Source organism: Bradyrhizobium sp. WD16, assembly GCF_024181725.1.
Classification (GTDB): Bacteria; Pseudomonadota; Alphaproteobacteria; order Rhizobiales; family Xanthobacteraceae; genus Bradyrhizobium_A.
This window is the reverse complement of the sequence record NZ_CP028908.1, coordinates 2,556,326-2,572,553: the sequence shown is the minus strand read 5'-3', so window position 1 is coordinate 2,572,553 and position 16,228 is coordinate 2,556,326. Positions and strand designations below refer to the sequence as shown.

Here is a 16,228-nt window from a genome sequence, read left to right as displayed (position 1 = left end):
TTAGCCTCCGCCTAACATGCTAGTGAGAGCGGGCAGGAACGGAGTCACTAGGCCTATATGATCGGCGCAGACCGAAACGAAATGCTGGTACGCTTTGATGTATCCGGCTCCGCCACGCTCCCGCTTCATGGACTCGACCGACGCCAGGATCTCTTCCAGCTTTCGAGGATCACCGACCCCGTCCTTCAGCGCGGAGGCGACATCGCCGAACACCGAGTCCGCCGCAACGTTTACCGAATGATCCTGAGAATGAATGTTTACCCTAGGGTTCGAGCCGCTGACATGAATCGTGTAGTTCCCGCCGGTGTGGGCCGCGTACGCGCCCTTCCGTCTCACCTTGACCTGATAGTGCGGACCCTTCCCGGTCAAACCGGTCTTGTAAAAGACAGGATCGATCACCTCGAAAACTTCTTCGGTACCGTTCGGCAATTCGCGACGGATTTCGTCACCGGGCAAGATCATGGCATCCGGGGTGGCGGCGACAACGATCAGATCACGGCCGGCAAAAAGGGCCTTTCGCGTAACTCTCAGACTGCCGTCTGGCGCCACGACAGTACAGGGATCTTCCGCAAAAAGACCCGTCATCTCAATTTCTCCATGTCTGCTTGAGTTCTTGGTCAAACCAAAATTCGGCGTCTGCGTCCGGACCCATCGCAGACCGGAAGTTCAGATAGCCGTCATATCTGTTCGCGCGGAGCCACGATTTGAACGCCGAGAAGCTCGGCATTTCACCCGTACGATGATCGAAACCGGTTTCGTTCACCCATTGCGTGACCAGAGCGCGGATAGCTTTTTCCGCATCAGCCTTTTTGATTCCGCTTCGTCCCTTCATGAGATGGCCGTCGCCTCCAGCAAGTCTCCGACCAGGCGTCTATACCCGGCGAAAGTCCCAAGCCCGTCGTCTTGGACAATATCCTCGATCATGGCGTCTTGCTTGCAGCGAGGTGGCGGAACAAGAACAATTGGTTCTCCGACGTCCGATTGAGAACTAGAACTTGCTTAACCCAACGACTGGAGCATAGCGACAGACCAATTGAGTTGCGGGAGCGTATCATACCAGCAGAGGTCAAGCGCAATGCAACTCCAAGTTAGTCCGACGGGCTGGCGGCTGTAAAGCGCGGCGCTATGATGTCCGACCGTGAACGCCGATCGAACGAACTCGTATGTCGGGGTCTGACCGGCTCGCGCACCGAAAGCTCGATTTTGCGAAGGCGGCCACATGACGTCACAATGCGACCGTCGCGACGACGCCCGCGAACGACGATCCTCGTCGGGCCGCGCCGGCGTGTTCGGTAGGTCGGCGCCGGCCGACTGCCTTCAGACGCGCGCGCGCAGATATCCCTTCGATTCCGCGATCGCGTCGACCGTCTCGCCGGCATCGATGCGACCGAAGAAGTCTTCGACCGTGAAATTTGCGATCAGGAACGAGACGAAGCTCGGCGAGCATTGCGGCCGATCCTTGAACTTCGCCACGAAGCCCCGTTCGCACGAGATGTAACCAGCGGAGATTTCAAAGCCAGAGATTTCGACGAGATCACCGAGTTGCACGTCGGCCTGAAGGGGACGATGAATACTCTCTTCCTGAAGGATCTGGCTGCGAAGACGCATCGAGGTCTGCGCGGCAGGGTGGAGGCGGCAAGTCCGGCGGCGGCTGTCTTACGGCTACTGCGTCATCAAGAAGCTGGATGAACGAGGCGATCGTTTCCGAGGCGACCGGGAGATCGACCCCGCTCAGACCGACGGTATCCGGCGCATATTTCGCGACTTCGCGTCCGGCATCAGCCCGCGGGCAATCGCCATGCGGCGAATCACGCGGAATTGACCGGGATAGTTTCTGGCATTGCAGCTGAACTCGAATCGGATCCGAACGGTCGTGTCCCCGGTGGTGGTGTAGCTCGGTAGAGCAAAGCCGTCCGCCTGCGCGCCCTCAAATAGCGCCGTAGCGGGCGGACGGCCTTGCGGTGGTCACCGGCGATTCGCCGGTAGGGTCGGGTTGCTGACACCAACCTGATTCGAGGAACCACCGATGACCGACGAGATGATGAACCTTCGCGCGCTCGTGGAGAAGGCCCCCGATGCCGACCTGCTGCGCGAGATGATCGGCTTTGCCGCCCAGCGATTGATGGAGCTGGAGGTCGCCGGGCTGACCGGAGCGGCCTACGGCGAGAAGAACGCCGAGCGCCTTGCCCAGCGCAACGGCTACCGTGACCGCACCTGGGAGACCCGCGCCGGCGCGGTCGAATTGCGCATCCCCAAGCTACGCAAGGGCTCCTACTTCCCTGGCTTCCTCGAGCCGCGCCGCATGGCCGAGAAGGCGCTCACCGCCGTGGTGCAGGAGGCCTACGTGCAGGGCGTCTCGACCCGTTCGGTGGACGATCTGGTGCAGGCGATGGGCATGACCGGCATCTCCAAGAGCCAGGTGAGCCGGCTGTGTGGCGAGATCGACGACAAGGTGAAGGCGTTCCTCGGCCGCCCGATCGAGGGCGACTGGCCGTATCTGTGGATCGACGCCACCTACGTGAAGGTGCGCCAGAATGGCCGGATCGTCTCGGTCGCGGTGATCATCGCGGTCGGCGTCAACAGCGACGGCCGGCGTGAAGTGCTCGGCATGGACATCGGTCCCTCGGAGGCCGAGACGTTCTGGACCGCGTTCCTGCGCAAGCTCGCTCGCCGCGGGCTTCGCGGCGTCAAGCTGGTAATCTCGGATGCCCACGAGGGCATCAAGGCGACCGTCGCCAAAGTGCTCAACGCCTCCTGGCAGCGCTGCCGGGTGCACTTCATGCGCAACGTCCTGGCGCACGCCGGCAAGAGCGGCCGCCGCGTCGTCTCCGCCTTCATCGCCACCGCGTTTGCCCAGGACGATGCCGAGGCTGCACGAGCGCAGTGGCGGAAGGTAGCCGACCAGCTCCGCCCCAAGTTGCCCAAGCTTGCAGGCTTCCTCGACGAGGCCGAGACCAATGTGCTGGCCTACATGAGCTTCCCGGCTCCTCACCACGCCAAGCTGCACTCGACCAACCCGATCGAACGCCTCAACGGCGAGATCAAGCGGCGGACCGAGGTCGTCGGCATCTTCCCCAACGAAGACGCCATCGTTCGCCTAGTCGGCGCGATCCTGCTCGAGCGGAACGATGAATGGACGGTCCAGCGCGCCCGCTACATGACACTGGAAACCATCGCGCCCTTGAGCGATAATCCCGTCGTCGGCTTGCCCGCCGTGGCAGGCTGATGCCTTCCGACCCGCCGGAAAGCGGCGGTGACCTGCCGGAAGTTATTGATCCTATAAGGTGGGTTGTTTTCGCGATTGATTTCAACTCTGTCCGGAAGCTGGGGTAGGCTGAGGCTGACCGCCAGTTTCGAACGATCGATCGCTGCGCCCCGTTCGATTCTGGCCATACACCAATCGCCTTCGCCAAGGCTCGTCGCCCATTGTAGGTGTCTGGAAGCCAACACCAGATGGAGCCGTCGAGCCGGCTAGCAGCAGGAACAGGCTTCGGCCGCTCCGCCTCGAACACTCCCCAAACCTATTGGTGTGCGAACACCGGATGGGTTGCACCTCAAAGGCCTGCAAGAACCGGTTTGATTTGAATCAAGGTCTTGGCGCGCACAAATGCAACTTAATGGCGAGCTACAAAGAATTCATTCCGCGCCGGGGATCGGTACAGGGGCGCAAAGCGCGGTTGGGCGGCACCGCGCTCATCATATGAGATGCGGTGGACCCTTCACAGAAAGCAGCCGAGCAAATGACAAAAAACATTGGCAGAGTACCCGGGCGAGATGCCTATGGATGGGGAAGAGCTCTAGCCGGCATGCAGCGAGCCTCCCCGCCGGAGGGTGACGCTTCAGTTCTTCGCGCTGCTTCGGATGTAATTCAGCAGGGGAATCCCAAGCCGGGCGCGCGCAAGTTCGATTTTCCCAACGCCCTTCGTCCGCAAACGATGCCGGAGTCCGTGATCACCTGGCCCCTGTCGGCGCCGCTGCCCGAAGCGGACGTCGTGGTCATTACCTGGACGGCGAACGAATGGGATGGACTTTCCCGAGTCCTCGCCCCGCGCAACAGGGAGGCAGCAGCGAGCACGGTCGCGCAAAAGGCGTCGTTCAATTACTGCCGCGACATGTACCGCTATTGGCCGACATTGCGGCTTCACCAGCTTATCCAGAAGGAGGATATCTCGAGTCTCGGGGCCCCTTCGTTGAACCTTCAACGCCCGGGCCAGGGGCATGGGGGTGAGGGTGTGCTGGGCAATTTTATTCGCACCCGGATTGGCGAACTGACAGTTCTCCTTTTCCACTCTCAGCTCCACCTTAACACCGACGGGCGTCAGTTGCCGCTGCTGAACCTTGTTCGTCAGATCATCACGGAATCGCATGCTCAACTGATCTTGTCGGTGGGCACGGCAGGGGGGTGTCGCCGGACGACCGAGTTGGGGACGTGGTGGTGTCAAATGCAGCAGCGTTCCACCTCGGGGACGAGTTCGAGGATGCTGCGTTCAACCACACCCTGTACACGTCGGCATGGAAACCGTCGGACCGGTATCAAGTCAATGCGGAGACAGCAGGGAATATGCCGCTGCTCTACGAGGCCCCGCTCACCGCGCCGACGCCTCAGTATGTTGGCGTGATGCCCGCTGGGGGCGCACGGCCCGCGCCGCCCTCGAGCAGAGACCACTGCGTGATGCGGATTTCGTCGCTCCCGATCCTCACCACGGACTTCTTCGAGTTCGGAACGACCGTTAATCAGCTCGATAAGTACGGGGCGGCGGTGGAAATGGGAGACGCGGCCGTGGCCTTGGCCTGCGACCAAGCCGGAGTGCCGTTCGGCTTCGTGCGCAACGTCTCCGATCCGGTAATCAACGGCCAGATGGCTCGCCCCATTCAGTCCTTATTCGCCACCAGCACCTATTATGAGGTAGGCGTAAACACCAGCATGAACGGTGCGGTGGCAATCTGGGCGCTCTTGGCGGCCGAAACGCGCGCGGGCCTCTCGGCGCTTGCCGGGAGCCACGCCAAGGTGGACACCCTGCCGCTACCATCGCGCGAGCCGGTAGACAATCAACCCCCTCCTCCTCCGGTAAGCATCCAGTGGGGTGAGGATGCCGCCCCAGAGTCACTGCCTGCGCCGGCCCCGAGCAAGGCGCTGGCGTTAGCGAGGAAGTACGGTAATCCAAATAGCCGGACCAAATCCCGTGACACGTTTGATCCGCTGCCGGCAGCGGACGTGGCGGTCTTGAGCTGGGACGCCACCACATGGCGCGCCATTCAAAACGTGTTCGGTGGAGGAATCCAAGACGAGGCGGAATGGCCACACCAGTGGAGCGTGGATATCCGCGGCATGCCGATGCTGACGCAGCAACGCTCGCTCCGCCGTTTGCTCCAGAAGGAAGAGCGGGACCCCGTACTGCCGCTAACGGAGAGAAATGGAGACGGCTGCGGGCGCTTCCGGCGTGTGCGTATCGGCACCCGGACTGTCCTCCTCTATGACGCGCGAGCGTCGTTGCTCCAGGACGGCTCGGCTGCGCCAATGGCCAAGCTGTTGGGGCGCATTTCCGAGGAGGTCAAACCCAGCCTTGTGCTGTCTGTGGGGACGGGTCATGCGACTCGGGAGGACCTTTCCCCCGGATCGGTGGTGATCGCGAACCAAGCGATCTTCCTGCTCACGGGCGAACTGGATGGAGAGGAGGACAATGGGCTTTCGTTCGGCTCCGCGTGGACGCCGCCGAAGTCTGCGCTCGCGAAGGCCGCCGGCCGCATGATCCGTAAGCCGTGGCCAGCCCTCTTGGCGCCGTCGGGGAGTTTCCCAAGTGTTCCCGCCGACGGGTACCGCCCCCCCGATCCGATCCCCACGGTCGTCGTTGCACCTTCGGTGATCACCGCGCCACGTCGGATCAGCATGGGACTCTTTGGCATGTCTTTGGTGATGACGGCCACACCAGCGAGCGGACTCGACCAGCTCGGCTCGCTGATCGAGACCAGCGACGCCGCGGTCGCCCGCCACTGCCAAGCACGAAACCTGGACTGTGCCTTCATTCGCGGCGTCTCGATGCCCGTTCTCTGCTCCGAAGACGAATCGGTCCGTGCGTCCTGGGGAAGGTATCTGCACGACCATTTCAATTGGACCGCAGCATTCAATGCCGCGATGACGGCGTGCACTACTCTATATTGAAAGGCGAACATGAACAGAATTCCGATCGTTGCCATGGGCGGCAACTCCGCGCATGTCCCTGAGCACACGCTGGAGGCTTGCGTCGCCGCCTATACGGCCGGCGCGGACTGGCAATGGATCCAGGTCCAGATGAGCCAGGACGGGGTGCCGGTGCTGTTCGGTCACCCAGACCTCTCCGCCACGACGACTGGATCCGGACCAGTGCACGCGAATCCGCTGGCGACACTACGGGGGCTTTCCGTAGGAGCGCACTTCAAGCCCGGCGGGGATCTCCCATGGTCAGGAACCACCAACCGCAAGGGCGGGGTAATTCCCAAAGCTAGGATGGCAACCCTAGAGGAGCTGTGGAGGCGGCTCGGTCGGCTGACCGGCTGGTTCGTGGAAGTGACGGCGCCGGATGCCGCATCCTGGAAAACGGCCGTGGCAAAGGTACAAGCCATTGCGGAACGTTTCGGAGAGACGAGATTCGTACTGGTGAGCGGTGACCGGGAGTCCACTCGACTTCTCGCCAAGCAGGGTTCACCGGCGGGACTCGTTGCGACTGGCGACAATCTCTCGCCGGATTTGTTGGAGTGGTGCCGCGGCAACGCTATCCGATACCTCTTTGCGAGTGACGGACCTGCTGCCCGGGAACTCGCCGTCAAGGCGACCGGTAGCGGAGTCGAAGTCATAATTGCGTGCGGCGATAACCCGCCCGAAGACGTCGCCGCGATCCCGTGCGCTGTGGCGGCGCGCTCCGTCCTGTCGCTGGCGGACGCTCTTCGCGGCCGCTGCGAGGTCTTTTCTGACGAGTTCGTCGGAAACCATATTGATCGCGAGAAGTGGATTGCCGGCATTTCGTCGGGCCACGAGCTCCAGAGTTCGCTAATCGCCCGGCGCGCCGGTTACAACATCTTCGGGGCCGGCCTGCAGAACCTCATCCAGAACGTGTACGACAACCGGACCTCGAGCGAAGCGACAGTGCGCCAGAACAACGGACTATTCGTAGACGTCGTGCGGGGAAGCCACTACGCCAGCGCGGGCGTTGTTTCCGTGATCTCCGTGCCCGATCCGTTCCAGCTCCAGGTGGACTTCACCTTTGAGAACCCCCAGACCGCTAACATGATGGTCCTTGCGGTCACCAACATCACTGTCTTCGACCGCTTCCATCAGGAAGGTAACGTGCCCAATCCCCGGGCTCACATGGAGAACCCCATTTTCGACACACACGGGATGGCGCCCTATGTGTCCATGGAGCGCGAGGAAAGGGATGGCTTCCGAATCATGCATAACGACGGCCCCGACGGGCTGATCGAGTGGTACGGAAACGTTTACTGTCCCGACGTTGGCCACGGTGACAGCTTGCGGGGCCGGTTCATGCTGGAGCGGCGCGGCCATCTCTTCTCGGGCTATTACCAGGATGAACAGAATCCCCAATGGGTAAGCGTGGGCTTCGTCGAATGCGCCTCAATGAATGAGCGGGTATATGTGAGACTGGCATCCAAGCATTACCCCAAGGCGGAACAGCGCGATCCTCTGTTCGCTAACCGCAGCACATACCAACACTTCCGCGCCACCACTTGGCGCCGGTGCGACTGACAAACAGCAGGGCAAAACCTATGCAGCCGATCAGACTACCCAAGCGCGTGGCATGCAACGGCCTGCCAGACCGCGTGCCCGAAGGCATCCTTGATGGGTTTCTTGCGGCTTACACGCTGGGGGCCGATCTCCTGCTCTTGGACCTCGGGATAACCAAGGACGGCGAACTCGTAGCCGGCGGAGCGCGTGCCCTCCAGCGAATGGGAGTGCACCAAGCCTTGGGAGACCTGAGCTTGGAAGAGATCAAGGCCTTGGACGCGGGGCTCGGCTTTCAGGGCCGGTTTGAACAGGGGGAGTCGGTGGTCGCCGGCCAGGACACCCCCTGGATTCGGCACGGTCGCCAGCCAGTAACCTCGCTGGCAACTGTTTTCGAGGTGTTGTTGCAGCTCGAGGGAGTAATGCCCGTGATCGCGCGGCTGGACATCGCGCCCGGAAACGCCAGGCAGACTGCGCTCGATCGGCTGGCCAAGCTGACGGATCAGTTCGACCTCGCGCCCAATTTTGGGGTGGCGACTGACGAGGCAGGGGTGGCGGAGGTGCGTACCCGTTGCCCGCATGCCACTCCGGTCCTCATATGTCCGTCGGGCGGCAATCTGCCGGACGTCCGTGACCGAGCCCTAGCAGGGGGGATGCCGGTATTGGTCTCGTACGACGAAGCGTTGGCCGCAATCCGCGGGGCTCCTTCGGCGCCAGTTGGGAATACCTCGTTCCCTGGGGCAGGCGATCTCGTGGTGGTGCCGGGGCGGGACCAGCGCACGACTTCCGCAACCCTCGCAAGATTGCAGACGCTTCCCTCAGTGTGGGGCATAGGATGCTCGGATCTAATGAACACGGCGGTATGCCCGCCACTGCGGGGGGAGCTTTTTGCCGATTCGCTCCGCGAAGGCTGCCTCGACAGGCAGCACTGGGTGGCAGGATACTCGCGGTCGAACCCAGACACGACATGGAGTTGCACGCTGGACGGATTTCGCGTGGAGGTGTGTCAGGGGGGCAGCTATTCGGGGGCCGGCCTCGTGTTGGCGTGGCCGGTGCGTGGCGATTTCGAAGTGCAAGTCGAGTTCGACGTCAGCAAACCGGCCCAGGGAACGACGCTGGAACTCTGTGCCATCAATGTTAATCCAGGGGCCTTTCAAAACAAGCCAGGAGAGGGCCGGCAACCGGATCATCCGGCCTTCGACGTGCACGGCGGCTCGCCATACGTGGGCACCGAGCGAGACGAAGACGACGGCTTCCGCGCGATCTGCAGTCGAGGGAGCACGATCCTGACAGAAGGCCGCCAGAACGTGTACAATTTCTATGGGCGCGATGTCGGTAACCCCGATGCTCGAAAGGGCATTCTCCGGTTGGTGCGGCGCGGGGTCGCCTGGGCATCCTTCTATTGCGATGAGAACAACCCCGACTGGATGGGGTGCGGCTGCCTCGTCAATGCTTCGATGAATTCCGAGGTATACGTCCGGATGGCTGCGAAACACTGGATTAAGGACGGCAAACCGGCGCCGGCGAATGTCGTCCACTTCCGCTCATTCATGGTGAGTCGCCGCTGACTGCCGAGCGCTCCCGGCTTCGACAGGCCCTCGGACCCGCCCAACCGGGCGAGAAATAGAAAAGCGCGAGGGCCAGCGCCGTGTCACGCCAGATCAACGACGATTTCTTTTTCGCGCCTCGCGCGCGTTCGCTCAACGCGCCAATCTTCGACATCCACTACAATGTGCGTTTCGAGCGGCACAACGACACGCGGTCGCCGAAGCTGAAATATGTGCTGGTAGTTTCGGTCACGGGCGAAGCGTGCCCGACCTCTTCGATCGCGTTGTGCGCCGTTACCGCACACAGCTTGACGCCTTGCGCCGGGTCATCGAAATCTAGGTCGGCTTGGACACGGCGACAACGAAGGCCCTCCGTGATGGCGCCGATCCGCAACGAGGAAGACATCCCTTGAGTTCCTGCAGGCCATCAGCGAATCCGGGCGATCGCGGATAGAATTTGAACCGAACCAGCCCGGACTTGAGACCAAAATTGCGCGAGTAACACTGAGAGTACGCGCCCGGAGTGGTTCGTAAAAAGCCCTATTTTACGGCATTTTTCGTAGCAGTTCGATCCCTGCCAGGGCACCATTACTCCCGCTCCCACACAACGCACCGACGACGGCGCTCACGTCACCCGCCGCTTCTCGAGCTTGCGGGCGAGCGTTCGGCGGTGCATGCCGAGACGCCGCGCGGTCTCGGAGATGTTGAACTGCGTCTCCACCAGCGTTTCGTGAATCCGCTCCCATTCGAGATTCTTGATCGAGGTGGCGCGGGCGGTCACCGGGACCGACGCATCGCCTTCCGCCTTGCCGAAGGCCGCCTCGATATCGTCGGTGTTGGAGGGCTTCGGAAGGTAGTGACAGGCCCCCAGCTTGATCGCCTCCACCGCGGTGGCGATGCTGGCGAAGCCGGTGAGAACCACGATCCTCGTCCGGCGGTCGTGGCCGTGGAGCGTCTTGACGCATTCAAGCCCGGAGCCGGTTGCGAGCTTCAGATCGACCACGGCATATTCCGGCGACACGGTCTTTAGCAGGGTCCTGACGCCATCAAGACCGTCGCAGAGATGGACCTCATAATTCCGACGCTCGAACGAGCGGCGCAGCGCGCGCGCGAAGGATGCGTCATCCTCGACGATCAGGATCGACCTCCTAACCTTCATGGTCTCCCCCGAGCGACAACGCCGCAAGCGGCAGGGTCAGCGTCACCCAGGCGCCGCCGGCGGCGCCGTTGTCGGCCCTGACCGTCCCCCCGAGCTTGCGGACGACGTTGACGACGAGAAAGAGGCCGAGGCCGCCGCCGGGACGCCCCTTGCTCGAACGATAGGGCCGGCCGAACCCGGCGAGCATGTCCTCCGTGAAGCCGGGGCCGGTATCGCTGACGACGATGACGAGCTTGTCGACCTGCCGACCGACGGCGATTCCAACCCAGTTCGGCGACGCCTCCAGAGCGTTGTCGAAAACGTTGACGATGACCTGCTTCAGGGCCGCGTCCGAGACGATCGTCTCGTCGGGAGCGAACAGGTTCTTGTAGTCCAATCCCGACGGCGAGCGGCTGGCGCGCCAATCGCCGACCAGTTCGTCGAGAAACGTCCTGACGCTCGTCCTGACCGTGCCTTCGCCCCGCGCCTCGCCCGACGACATCAGAATGCCGGAGACGATCGCCTTGCATCGCTCCAGCTGGCTCTGCAGCTCCGCCATGTCCTGGGCGATTTCCGGATCGGCCGTGAAGGACGGCATCCGCTGCCAGTCGTTGACGATGACCGAGAGGGTCGCAAGCGGCGTGCCGAGCTCGTGGGCGGCGCCGGACGCCAGCAACCCCATGCGAACGATGTGATCCTCCTCGGCCGCCTGCTGGCGCAGCTCCGCCAGATGCGCGTCACGGGCCCGCAGATTGCGCTGGATTCGCGTGACGAAGAACACCAGCAGACCCGCGGCCAGCACGAAACAGATCAGCATTCCCTGGATATGCAGGTTGAACAGGTCGCCTCGATGCGCATGCGGAATGGCGATCTCGCGGTAGCTCGTCGTCAACCAGACGAAGCAGCCGCTCGTGATCATGACGAGGGCCCAGGCCGACCAGACGTCGAGAAGCACCGCGCCGAGAATGACCTGGAGGAGGTAGAGGGAAATGAACGGGTTCGACGCTCCGCCGCTGAGATAGAACTGGACGGTGAGAGCCGCGACATCGAGCAGCAGCTCGAGGAAGAGCTCCGAATTGGTGACGGCATCCTGCTTGCGATGACGCAGAAGACTGACGGCGTTCAGCCCGACGAGGAAGGCGACGACGGCAACCATCTGCGCCAGCGGCAGGTCGATGCCGAGCCGATAGTGGACGAACAGGATCGTCGCCACCTGGCCTCCCACCGCCAGCCAGCGCAACTGAATGAGCAGCCGGAGATTGGTCTTGTTGGTCGTATCTCGCACCCGTCCCCGCTTCTTCCTTCCTCCCCGCATCGCACGGCGCGGCGAGGCGGCCTGTCTAGTGTCCCTATGTCTCCGAATTACCGTGCGAGCGCGAGGCAAACGAAGCGGTAATTCTGAGACGGGACACTAGCGATGCCGCGCCCTCCCGCCGAACACCAGAACGGCGATCCGGGACCATAGATGGCGCCGCATCCGAAGCCTGAAATGACGAAAGAGGCCCGCGATGTCCAGAGGCTCGCCGGTGTCCAACGATCCGGGGATCATCGCGCCTTGCCTCCTCCGGCCGCCGCTTCGCGGTTGGCTTCGTCGACCTTCCGCATGTAGTCCTGGGTCTTGGCGCGAACCAGCTCACGATGCGGAGCCACGGCAGCTTCGCGATAGAGATGCCGCCCGACCCCCATCAGCGCGACGACGACGAGCATCAGCGCGCAGATCGGGGCGAAGCTCCTGCCGATGGTTGCCGCGGGCCGCCGCGTCTCGACGAACATCAGATGCACCATCCAGAGCGAAATCAGCGTTGCCGCGGCGAAGACCGCCCAGACGGAATGAATGGCCACCTGCGTGTGCGGCAGCGTGAGCACGGCCGCCGGGCCGACGACGAACTGGGCCATGGTCGGCCACAGCGCCCAGCGGTAACCCTTCCGGATCAGTTCGGCACGCTCGAACCCGGTCGCGGCGATCTCTTCCGCGCTCCGCCTGCGGAACAGCCAGACCAGGAACAGGCCGGTCATCGCCGGGCAGGCCAGAACGAAGTGGATGTAGCGCGGGAAGACGTTCGGGAGCGCAAGCGCGGCGAAGAAGCCCCTCACCGTTCCCCACGCCTCCGGGAACAGCATCAGGTTGATGTTGGCCAGGAAGATCAGCGGGATGAACAGAAAGAGCAGACAGACGACGACGGCGATGCCGATGTGGAGCCCCTTCGCCCGCGCCATCCGGTGCCAGAGATATTTGTGGATGTAAGTCAGCACGAAGGCGAGCACGACCAGCGGAATGATGCTGATCCAGAAGACCCCGGTCAGCGCATTCGCCGTGTAGAAGTAGACCGTGTAGATGGTATTGATCGCGAGCAGCGGGCCGATGCCGAGGACGACGGCAATGGATTTATTGGCCGTGATCGTCGACGCGATCTCATAGGCGAGATCGTCGTTGCGTTTCTCCTTGAGGCCGCGCAGTTCGTAATAGAGCGTCAGCAGGGCGCCGCCGACCATGAAATTCACGAAGACGATGTGCATGAGGAAGAAGACGACCAGCACGGCGACCAGCACCGGTTCCGGCGCCGGCAGGGGAAGCGGAATGTCTCGGGGAACGGGGATCTGGTTCATCGCGCGGCGGCCTCTTCCCGGTTGCCGGAGGCGGCGACGCGTGGCGCGGCATCGCCATTGACGAGGATGCCCGCGGTCTGCGCGCCCGGGACCGGCGCCTTGTTGTGCTGGAGGTGCTCGAGATAGGCGCCGAGCAATTGCAACTCGTTCTTGTTGCCGGGGAACGGCGGCATGTAGGGCTGCGCATCGTGCATTCCCTCGATGTAGCCGGCCGTCAGTTCAGGGGTCCAGGGCTGATCGCCGAACATCCGCTGCAGGTGGCTGGTGATGCTGTTGACGCCATGCCCGGTGTGGCAGCGCGAGCAGGCGTCCATGAAGACATCCTTGCCCTTTTGAATGCGATCGAGACGCGCCGCCCGCTCCTCGTTCGACAGTCCCTCCGGCAGCCCGACCGTCTCCGCCTCGGTCAGCGGGTTCGAATAGGCCGCGTAAGCGAGAATGCCGTCCCGCTGCAGCAGCGCGTAATCACTCACGCGGATGCCGTTGGCATACATGTACCTGCCGATGACGTAGGGTTTACGGATGAATTCGCGCACCCGCTCGAAATGGCCGGTCATCCACAGGATGGCGGCGAAGGGGACGACGAGGGCGATACGGGGAAGCAGGTTCGGTCGCGCAATCGCGAACTGCACGACGATCAGGATCGTCACGACCGTGACCACGGCGGCCTTGAGAAAGGTATCCTGCCAGTCGCTGAACTGGAGCGTCGCCAGGGAGACGCCGAGATTGTTGAGCATCACGACCGGCACGGACGTATAGTACCACCAGCCCGCGACCAGCACGAACGGCGCGAAGGCGAGGGTCCACAGCCCCACCGCACGAAGCGCTTCGTGCCGGAAGCCATCCGTCTTCCTCGTAAAGAAGAGGATGAGGAACATGGCGACGACACCGGCCATGGCCGCGGCGAGTGGCGTGCGGAAGGCGAGCTGGGGCAGGTAAAGGGGGTTGAGCACTCCGGTCCAGAAGGCATGATCGGTCAGCCAGTTTCCGGGATCCATCATGAAGCCGAGGATCGCGACGATGATCGCCATCGTCACCCAGGAGAAGAGCGCCAGCGCGAAGCCGAGTCGGATATGCCTCACCTTCGTCCGCGCGCCGCCGGCGCTCCACTTCTTCCAGGTCAGTGTATAGGCGAGGATCAGGCAGACTTCGGTGATGAAGACGAGCCATTCGGTGAACCACGCCCAGAAGAAGACCCGGATGAGGCTGGCGATCGAATAGGGATTGACCAGCGAGACCGACAGCCAGATGCCGACGCCGGTCAGCGCCCCGACGGTCGTCGTGATGAGGAAGCAGAAGAACAGGATCCGGTAGGCCAGGGCGTCCCAGCGCGGGTCGTGCTTCTTGTGCCCGTACCATTCCATGGCCGCGACGAGCGGCATCATGCCGACGGCGAGGCCGTGATTGACGAGGACATGCAGGATCGCGATCGTCGCAACCAGCCAGCGATTGCCGACGAGATCGAGATGGAAGACCGGGAAATCCATCAGGCGGCCTCCCCGACGGCGGTGCCGGGGGCGGGCTCGGCGGACAGTTCCGCCCCCGCCAGGGTCAGCATCGCATTCTCGACGGCGAACAGAAGCGCACCGAGGCCATAGGCGAGCCGGGGCGCCGAATCGGCCGTGACGAGGCCGAGCGCGGCGACGGCAAGACAGACCGCAAGCCCTCCCGGAATCCAGATGAGCGCGAGCTGATAGGGATTCATCGCACGGCGGCAGGCATAGGTTCGGCCCACCGCACCCAGGAAAAAGCGGCCTCCCGCGAGCAGGACGATCCCACCGCCGACCATCATGTAGAGGGCTGCGCTGTCGGCGATCGCGAGAATGGCCGACAGCATGACCACATTCACGATGGTGGCCCGGTGAGCTCCTGCCTCAAGCCAGTCCGAGACGCCTTGCAGCCATTTCCTCGCGCGCGCCATCACCCCGCCCCTCCCAGAGAAATAATTCGTGAGGGGCAGATAGCGGCTCGAGCCCAATGCCGGGATTGGACATTCCGTCCAAGCCGGTTGACGGCCGCGCCTGCAGGGGTGCCGATCGCGCTACGGCAGCCCCTCGAATTTGAATGGCGCCGCCTCGCGGAAGTCCCCGGTGGTGTCGCCGGAATAGGTCCGGCTCTGATCGGGACCGAGATCGAGCTTTTTCACCTTGCCCTTCTCGGCGGAGAAATCGATCGCCGCCAGATCGACCCAGAAGGTGTTCGGCGTCAGCGCCGATTCGAAGAAATAGAGCTTGCGCTTGTGGTCGACGACGCTGCGCCAGCGGGTCGACGAGATATTGGGCTGGTCCGGCGTCGAGATGCCGTAGGGCACCGAGACGTTGCGGATGACGCCGAACACGCTCGCCAGCGCGCGGTCGGGATCTTCCGCCTTGGGGATGGCGTTGACGTAGAAGGAGGCCCGCGCGAAGCGATCCGCGGCGCGGTTGGTGCCCGGCAGCATCACCGTGCCGCCGATCTCCTGCCAATAGGCATCGAGCGCGAGCTGCTGGTCGAAGGTCGGCGAATTGGTCATCACCTGGTACTTGCGGTCGTGATGGATGATCTGCTTGCCGCCGATATACTCGATGATGGCGCTGTCGCCGCTGGCGTCCGAGAGCGACAGATGCAGCGTCGCGAGCAGCTGCTGACCGGGCACCTTGGCGGTGACGACGGTGAAGGGCTCGCGCGCCAGCGCCGCGACCGCCTCGTCGACGGTGGCGAAGTTGTCGAGGACATATTGCGCCCAGGCGGCGATCGACAGGCCCGGCTTCGAGCCGTCGAATTTCGGATATTCCGATTCCGTCAGCCACAGGATATTGGCGACCAGGCCGGCCTCGTTCATGCCATCCGACGTCGAGATGTCGTAAGCCGACGCGATCACGCTGCCGTATTTCGAGGTCCAGCGGATCGAATTGGCGCCGGCCTCGCCGTTCCGCGACATGCCGCGCGGAAAGATCCACAGATTGGTGGCGATGTCGCTATTCCAGTCCATCGACCGCGCGGTGACGACGTTGTTCTGAGCACCGAGATAGACCAGCCGCGTGCAGCCATACGCCGCCGGCTGCGCCACGGTCGCCGCACCGGCAACGAGCAGCAACAGAGCGGTTTTGGCGAACGGAGAACGATGCGGTTTCATTGCGGAACCCCTGATGTCTTCAACGGCCGCGCGAACAATAGCAGGACGACAACGCGGGCCTGATTGATCGAGGTCAAGCGATGGACCTGCCGCCCCTCGTGAATGCG

14 protein-coding genes and 1 pseudogene are annotated in these 16,228 nt (G+C 63.0%); 6 read left to right on the top strand and 9 right to left on the bottom strand.

What is annotated here, in order from left to right:
- From DB459_RS11905 to DB459_RS11895, 3 genes are all read right to left on the bottom strand, one after another.
- The gene (locus DB459_RS11905; RefSeq protein WP_253713069.1) at positions 1 to 585 is read right to left on the bottom strand and encodes a hypothetical protein; all 585 of its coding nucleotides are present in this window, start codon (positions 583 to 585) and stop codon (positions 1 to 3) included.
- A 1-nt stretch (position 586) separates the two neighbouring features.
- Positions 587 to 832 (bottom strand): hypothetical protein, encoded by a 246-nt coding sequence (locus DB459_RS11900; protein ID WP_253713068.1) that lies wholly within the window; start codon positions 830 to 832, stop codon positions 587 to 589.
- 485 nt (positions 833 to 1,317) lie between these two features.
- Entirely contained in the window at positions 1,318 to 1,608 is a 291-nt protein-coding gene (locus DB459_RS11895; RefSeq protein ID WP_253713763.1) for a hypothetical protein, read from the bottom strand.
- Between DB459_RS11895 and DB459_RS11890 the strand changes: the two are divergent.
- The 6 genes and pseudogenes from DB459_RS11890 to DB459_RS11865 all read left to right on the top strand — a co-directional run.
- A pseudogene (locus DB459_RS11890) lies at positions 1,531 to 1,798 on the top strand (recombinase family protein); the annotation flags it as partial. The gene DB459_RS11895 and the pseudogene DB459_RS11890 overlap by 78 nt on opposite strands.
- A 228-nt stretch (positions 1,799 to 2,026) precedes the next feature.
- Positions 2,027 to 3,226 (top strand): IS256 family transposase, encoded by a 1,200-nt coding sequence (locus tag DB459_RS11885; RefSeq protein ID WP_253713067.1) that lies wholly within the window; start codon positions 2,027 to 2,029, stop codon positions 3,224 to 3,226.
- 1,176 nt (positions 3,227 to 4,402) lie between these two features.
- A complete protein-coding gene (locus tag DB459_RS11880; RefSeq protein ID WP_256519353.1) occupies positions 4,403 to 6,160 on the top strand; it encodes a hypothetical protein in 1,758 nt (585 codons plus the stop codon).
- 9 nt (positions 6,161 to 6,169) lie between these two features.
- Positions 6,170 to 7,738, top strand: a complete 1,569-nt coding sequence (locus tag DB459_RS11875; protein ID WP_253713065.1) for a glycerophosphodiester phosphodiesterase family protein — start codon at positions 6,170 to 6,172, stop codon at positions 7,736 to 7,738.
- A 20-nt stretch (positions 7,739 to 7,758) separates the two neighbouring features.
- The gene (locus DB459_RS11870; protein ID WP_253713064.1) at positions 7,759 to 9,282 is read left to right on the top strand and encodes a glycerophosphodiester phosphodiesterase family protein; all 1,524 of its coding nucleotides are present in this window, start codon (positions 7,759 to 7,761) and stop codon (positions 9,280 to 9,282) included.
- Positions 9,283 to 9,362: 80 nt separating this feature from the next.
- Positions 9,363 to 9,674, top strand: a complete 312-nt coding sequence (locus DB459_RS11865) for a hypothetical protein (protein ID WP_253713063.1) — start codon at positions 9,363 to 9,365, stop codon at positions 9,672 to 9,674.
- Positions 9,675 to 9,886: 212 nt separating this feature from the next.
- Here DB459_RS11865 and DB459_RS11860 read toward each other — a convergent pair whose 3' ends face one another.
- From DB459_RS11860 to DB459_RS11835, 6 genes are all read right to left on the bottom strand, one after another.
- Positions 9,887 to 10,420, bottom strand: a complete 534-nt coding sequence (locus DB459_RS11860; RefSeq protein ID WP_253713062.1) for a response regulator transcription factor — start codon at positions 10,418 to 10,420, stop codon at positions 9,887 to 9,889.
- Entirely contained in the window at positions 10,410 to 11,684 is a 1,275-nt protein-coding gene (locus tag DB459_RS11855; RefSeq protein ID WP_253713061.1) for an ATP-binding protein, read from the bottom strand. Before DB459_RS11855 ends, DB459_RS11860 begins: the two co-directional genes overlap by 11 nt.
- 260 nt (positions 11,685 to 11,944) lie before the next feature.
- Positions 11,945 to 13,006 carry a hypothetical protein gene (locus tag DB459_RS11850; protein ID WP_253713060.1) on the bottom strand — a complete coding sequence of 354 codons (1,062 nt, stop codon included), beginning with the start codon at positions 13,004 to 13,006 and terminating at the stop codon, positions 11,945 to 11,947.
- Positions 13,003 to 14,493, bottom strand: a complete 1,491-nt coding sequence (locus tag DB459_RS11845) for a cytochrome c (protein ID WP_253713059.1) — start codon at positions 14,491 to 14,493, stop codon at positions 13,003 to 13,005. Before DB459_RS11845 ends, DB459_RS11850 begins: the two co-directional genes overlap by 4 nt.
- Positions 14,493 to 14,927 (bottom strand): hypothetical protein, encoded by a 435-nt coding sequence (locus tag DB459_RS11840; RefSeq protein ID WP_253713058.1) that lies wholly within the window; start codon positions 14,925 to 14,927, stop codon positions 14,493 to 14,495. The genes DB459_RS11845 and DB459_RS11840 overlap by 1 nt, the downstream gene beginning before the upstream one ends.
- 120 nt (positions 14,928 to 15,047) lie before the next feature.
- Positions 15,048 to 16,121 (bottom strand): linear amide C-N hydrolase, encoded by a 1,074-nt coding sequence (locus DB459_RS11835; protein ID WP_253713057.1) that lies wholly within the window; start codon positions 16,119 to 16,121, stop codon positions 15,048 to 15,050.
- Positions 16,122 to 16,228 lie beyond the last annotated feature (107 nt).

Coding starts and splice junctions, on each gene's coding strand:
- DB459_RS11905 (WP_253713069.1), bottom strand. CDS start 585: ATGACGGGTCTTTTTGCGGAAGATCCCTGTACTGTCGTGGCGCCAGAC.
- DB459_RS11900 (WP_253713068.1), bottom strand. CDS start 832: ATGAAGGGACGAAGCGGAATCAAAAAGGCTGATGCGGAAAAAGCTATC.
- DB459_RS11895 (WP_253713763.1), bottom strand. CDS start 1,608: ATGCGTCTTCGCAGCCAGATCCTTCAGGAAGAGAGTATTCATCGTCCC.
- DB459_RS11885 (WP_253713067.1), top strand. CDS start 2,027: ATGACCGACGAGATGATGAACCTTCGCGCGCTCGTGGAGAAGGCCCCC.
- DB459_RS11875 (WP_253713065.1), top strand. CDS start 6,170: ATGAACAGAATTCCGATCGTTGCCATGGGCGGCAACTCCGCGCATGTC.
- DB459_RS11870 (WP_253713064.1), top strand. CDS start 7,759: ATGCAGCCGATCAGACTACCCAAGCGCGTGGCATGCAACGGCCTGCCA.
- DB459_RS11860 (WP_253713062.1), bottom strand. CDS start 10,420: ATGAAGGTTAGGAGGTCGATCCTGATCGTCGAGGATGACGCATCCTTC.
- DB459_RS11850 (WP_253713060.1), bottom strand. CDS start 13,006: ATGAACCAGATCCCCGTTCCCCGAGACATTCCGCTTCCCCTGCCGGCG.
- DB459_RS11845 (WP_253713059.1), bottom strand. CDS start 14,493: ATGGATTTCCCGGTCTTCCATCTCGATCTCGTCGGCAATCGCTGGCTG.
- DB459_RS11840 (WP_253713058.1), bottom strand. CDS start 14,927: ATGGCGCGCGCGAGGAAATGGCTGCAAGGCGTCTCGGACTGGCTTGAG.
- DB459_RS11835 (WP_253713057.1), bottom strand. CDS start 16,121: ATGAAACCGCATCGTTCTCCGTTCGCCAAAACCGCTCTGTTGCTGCTC.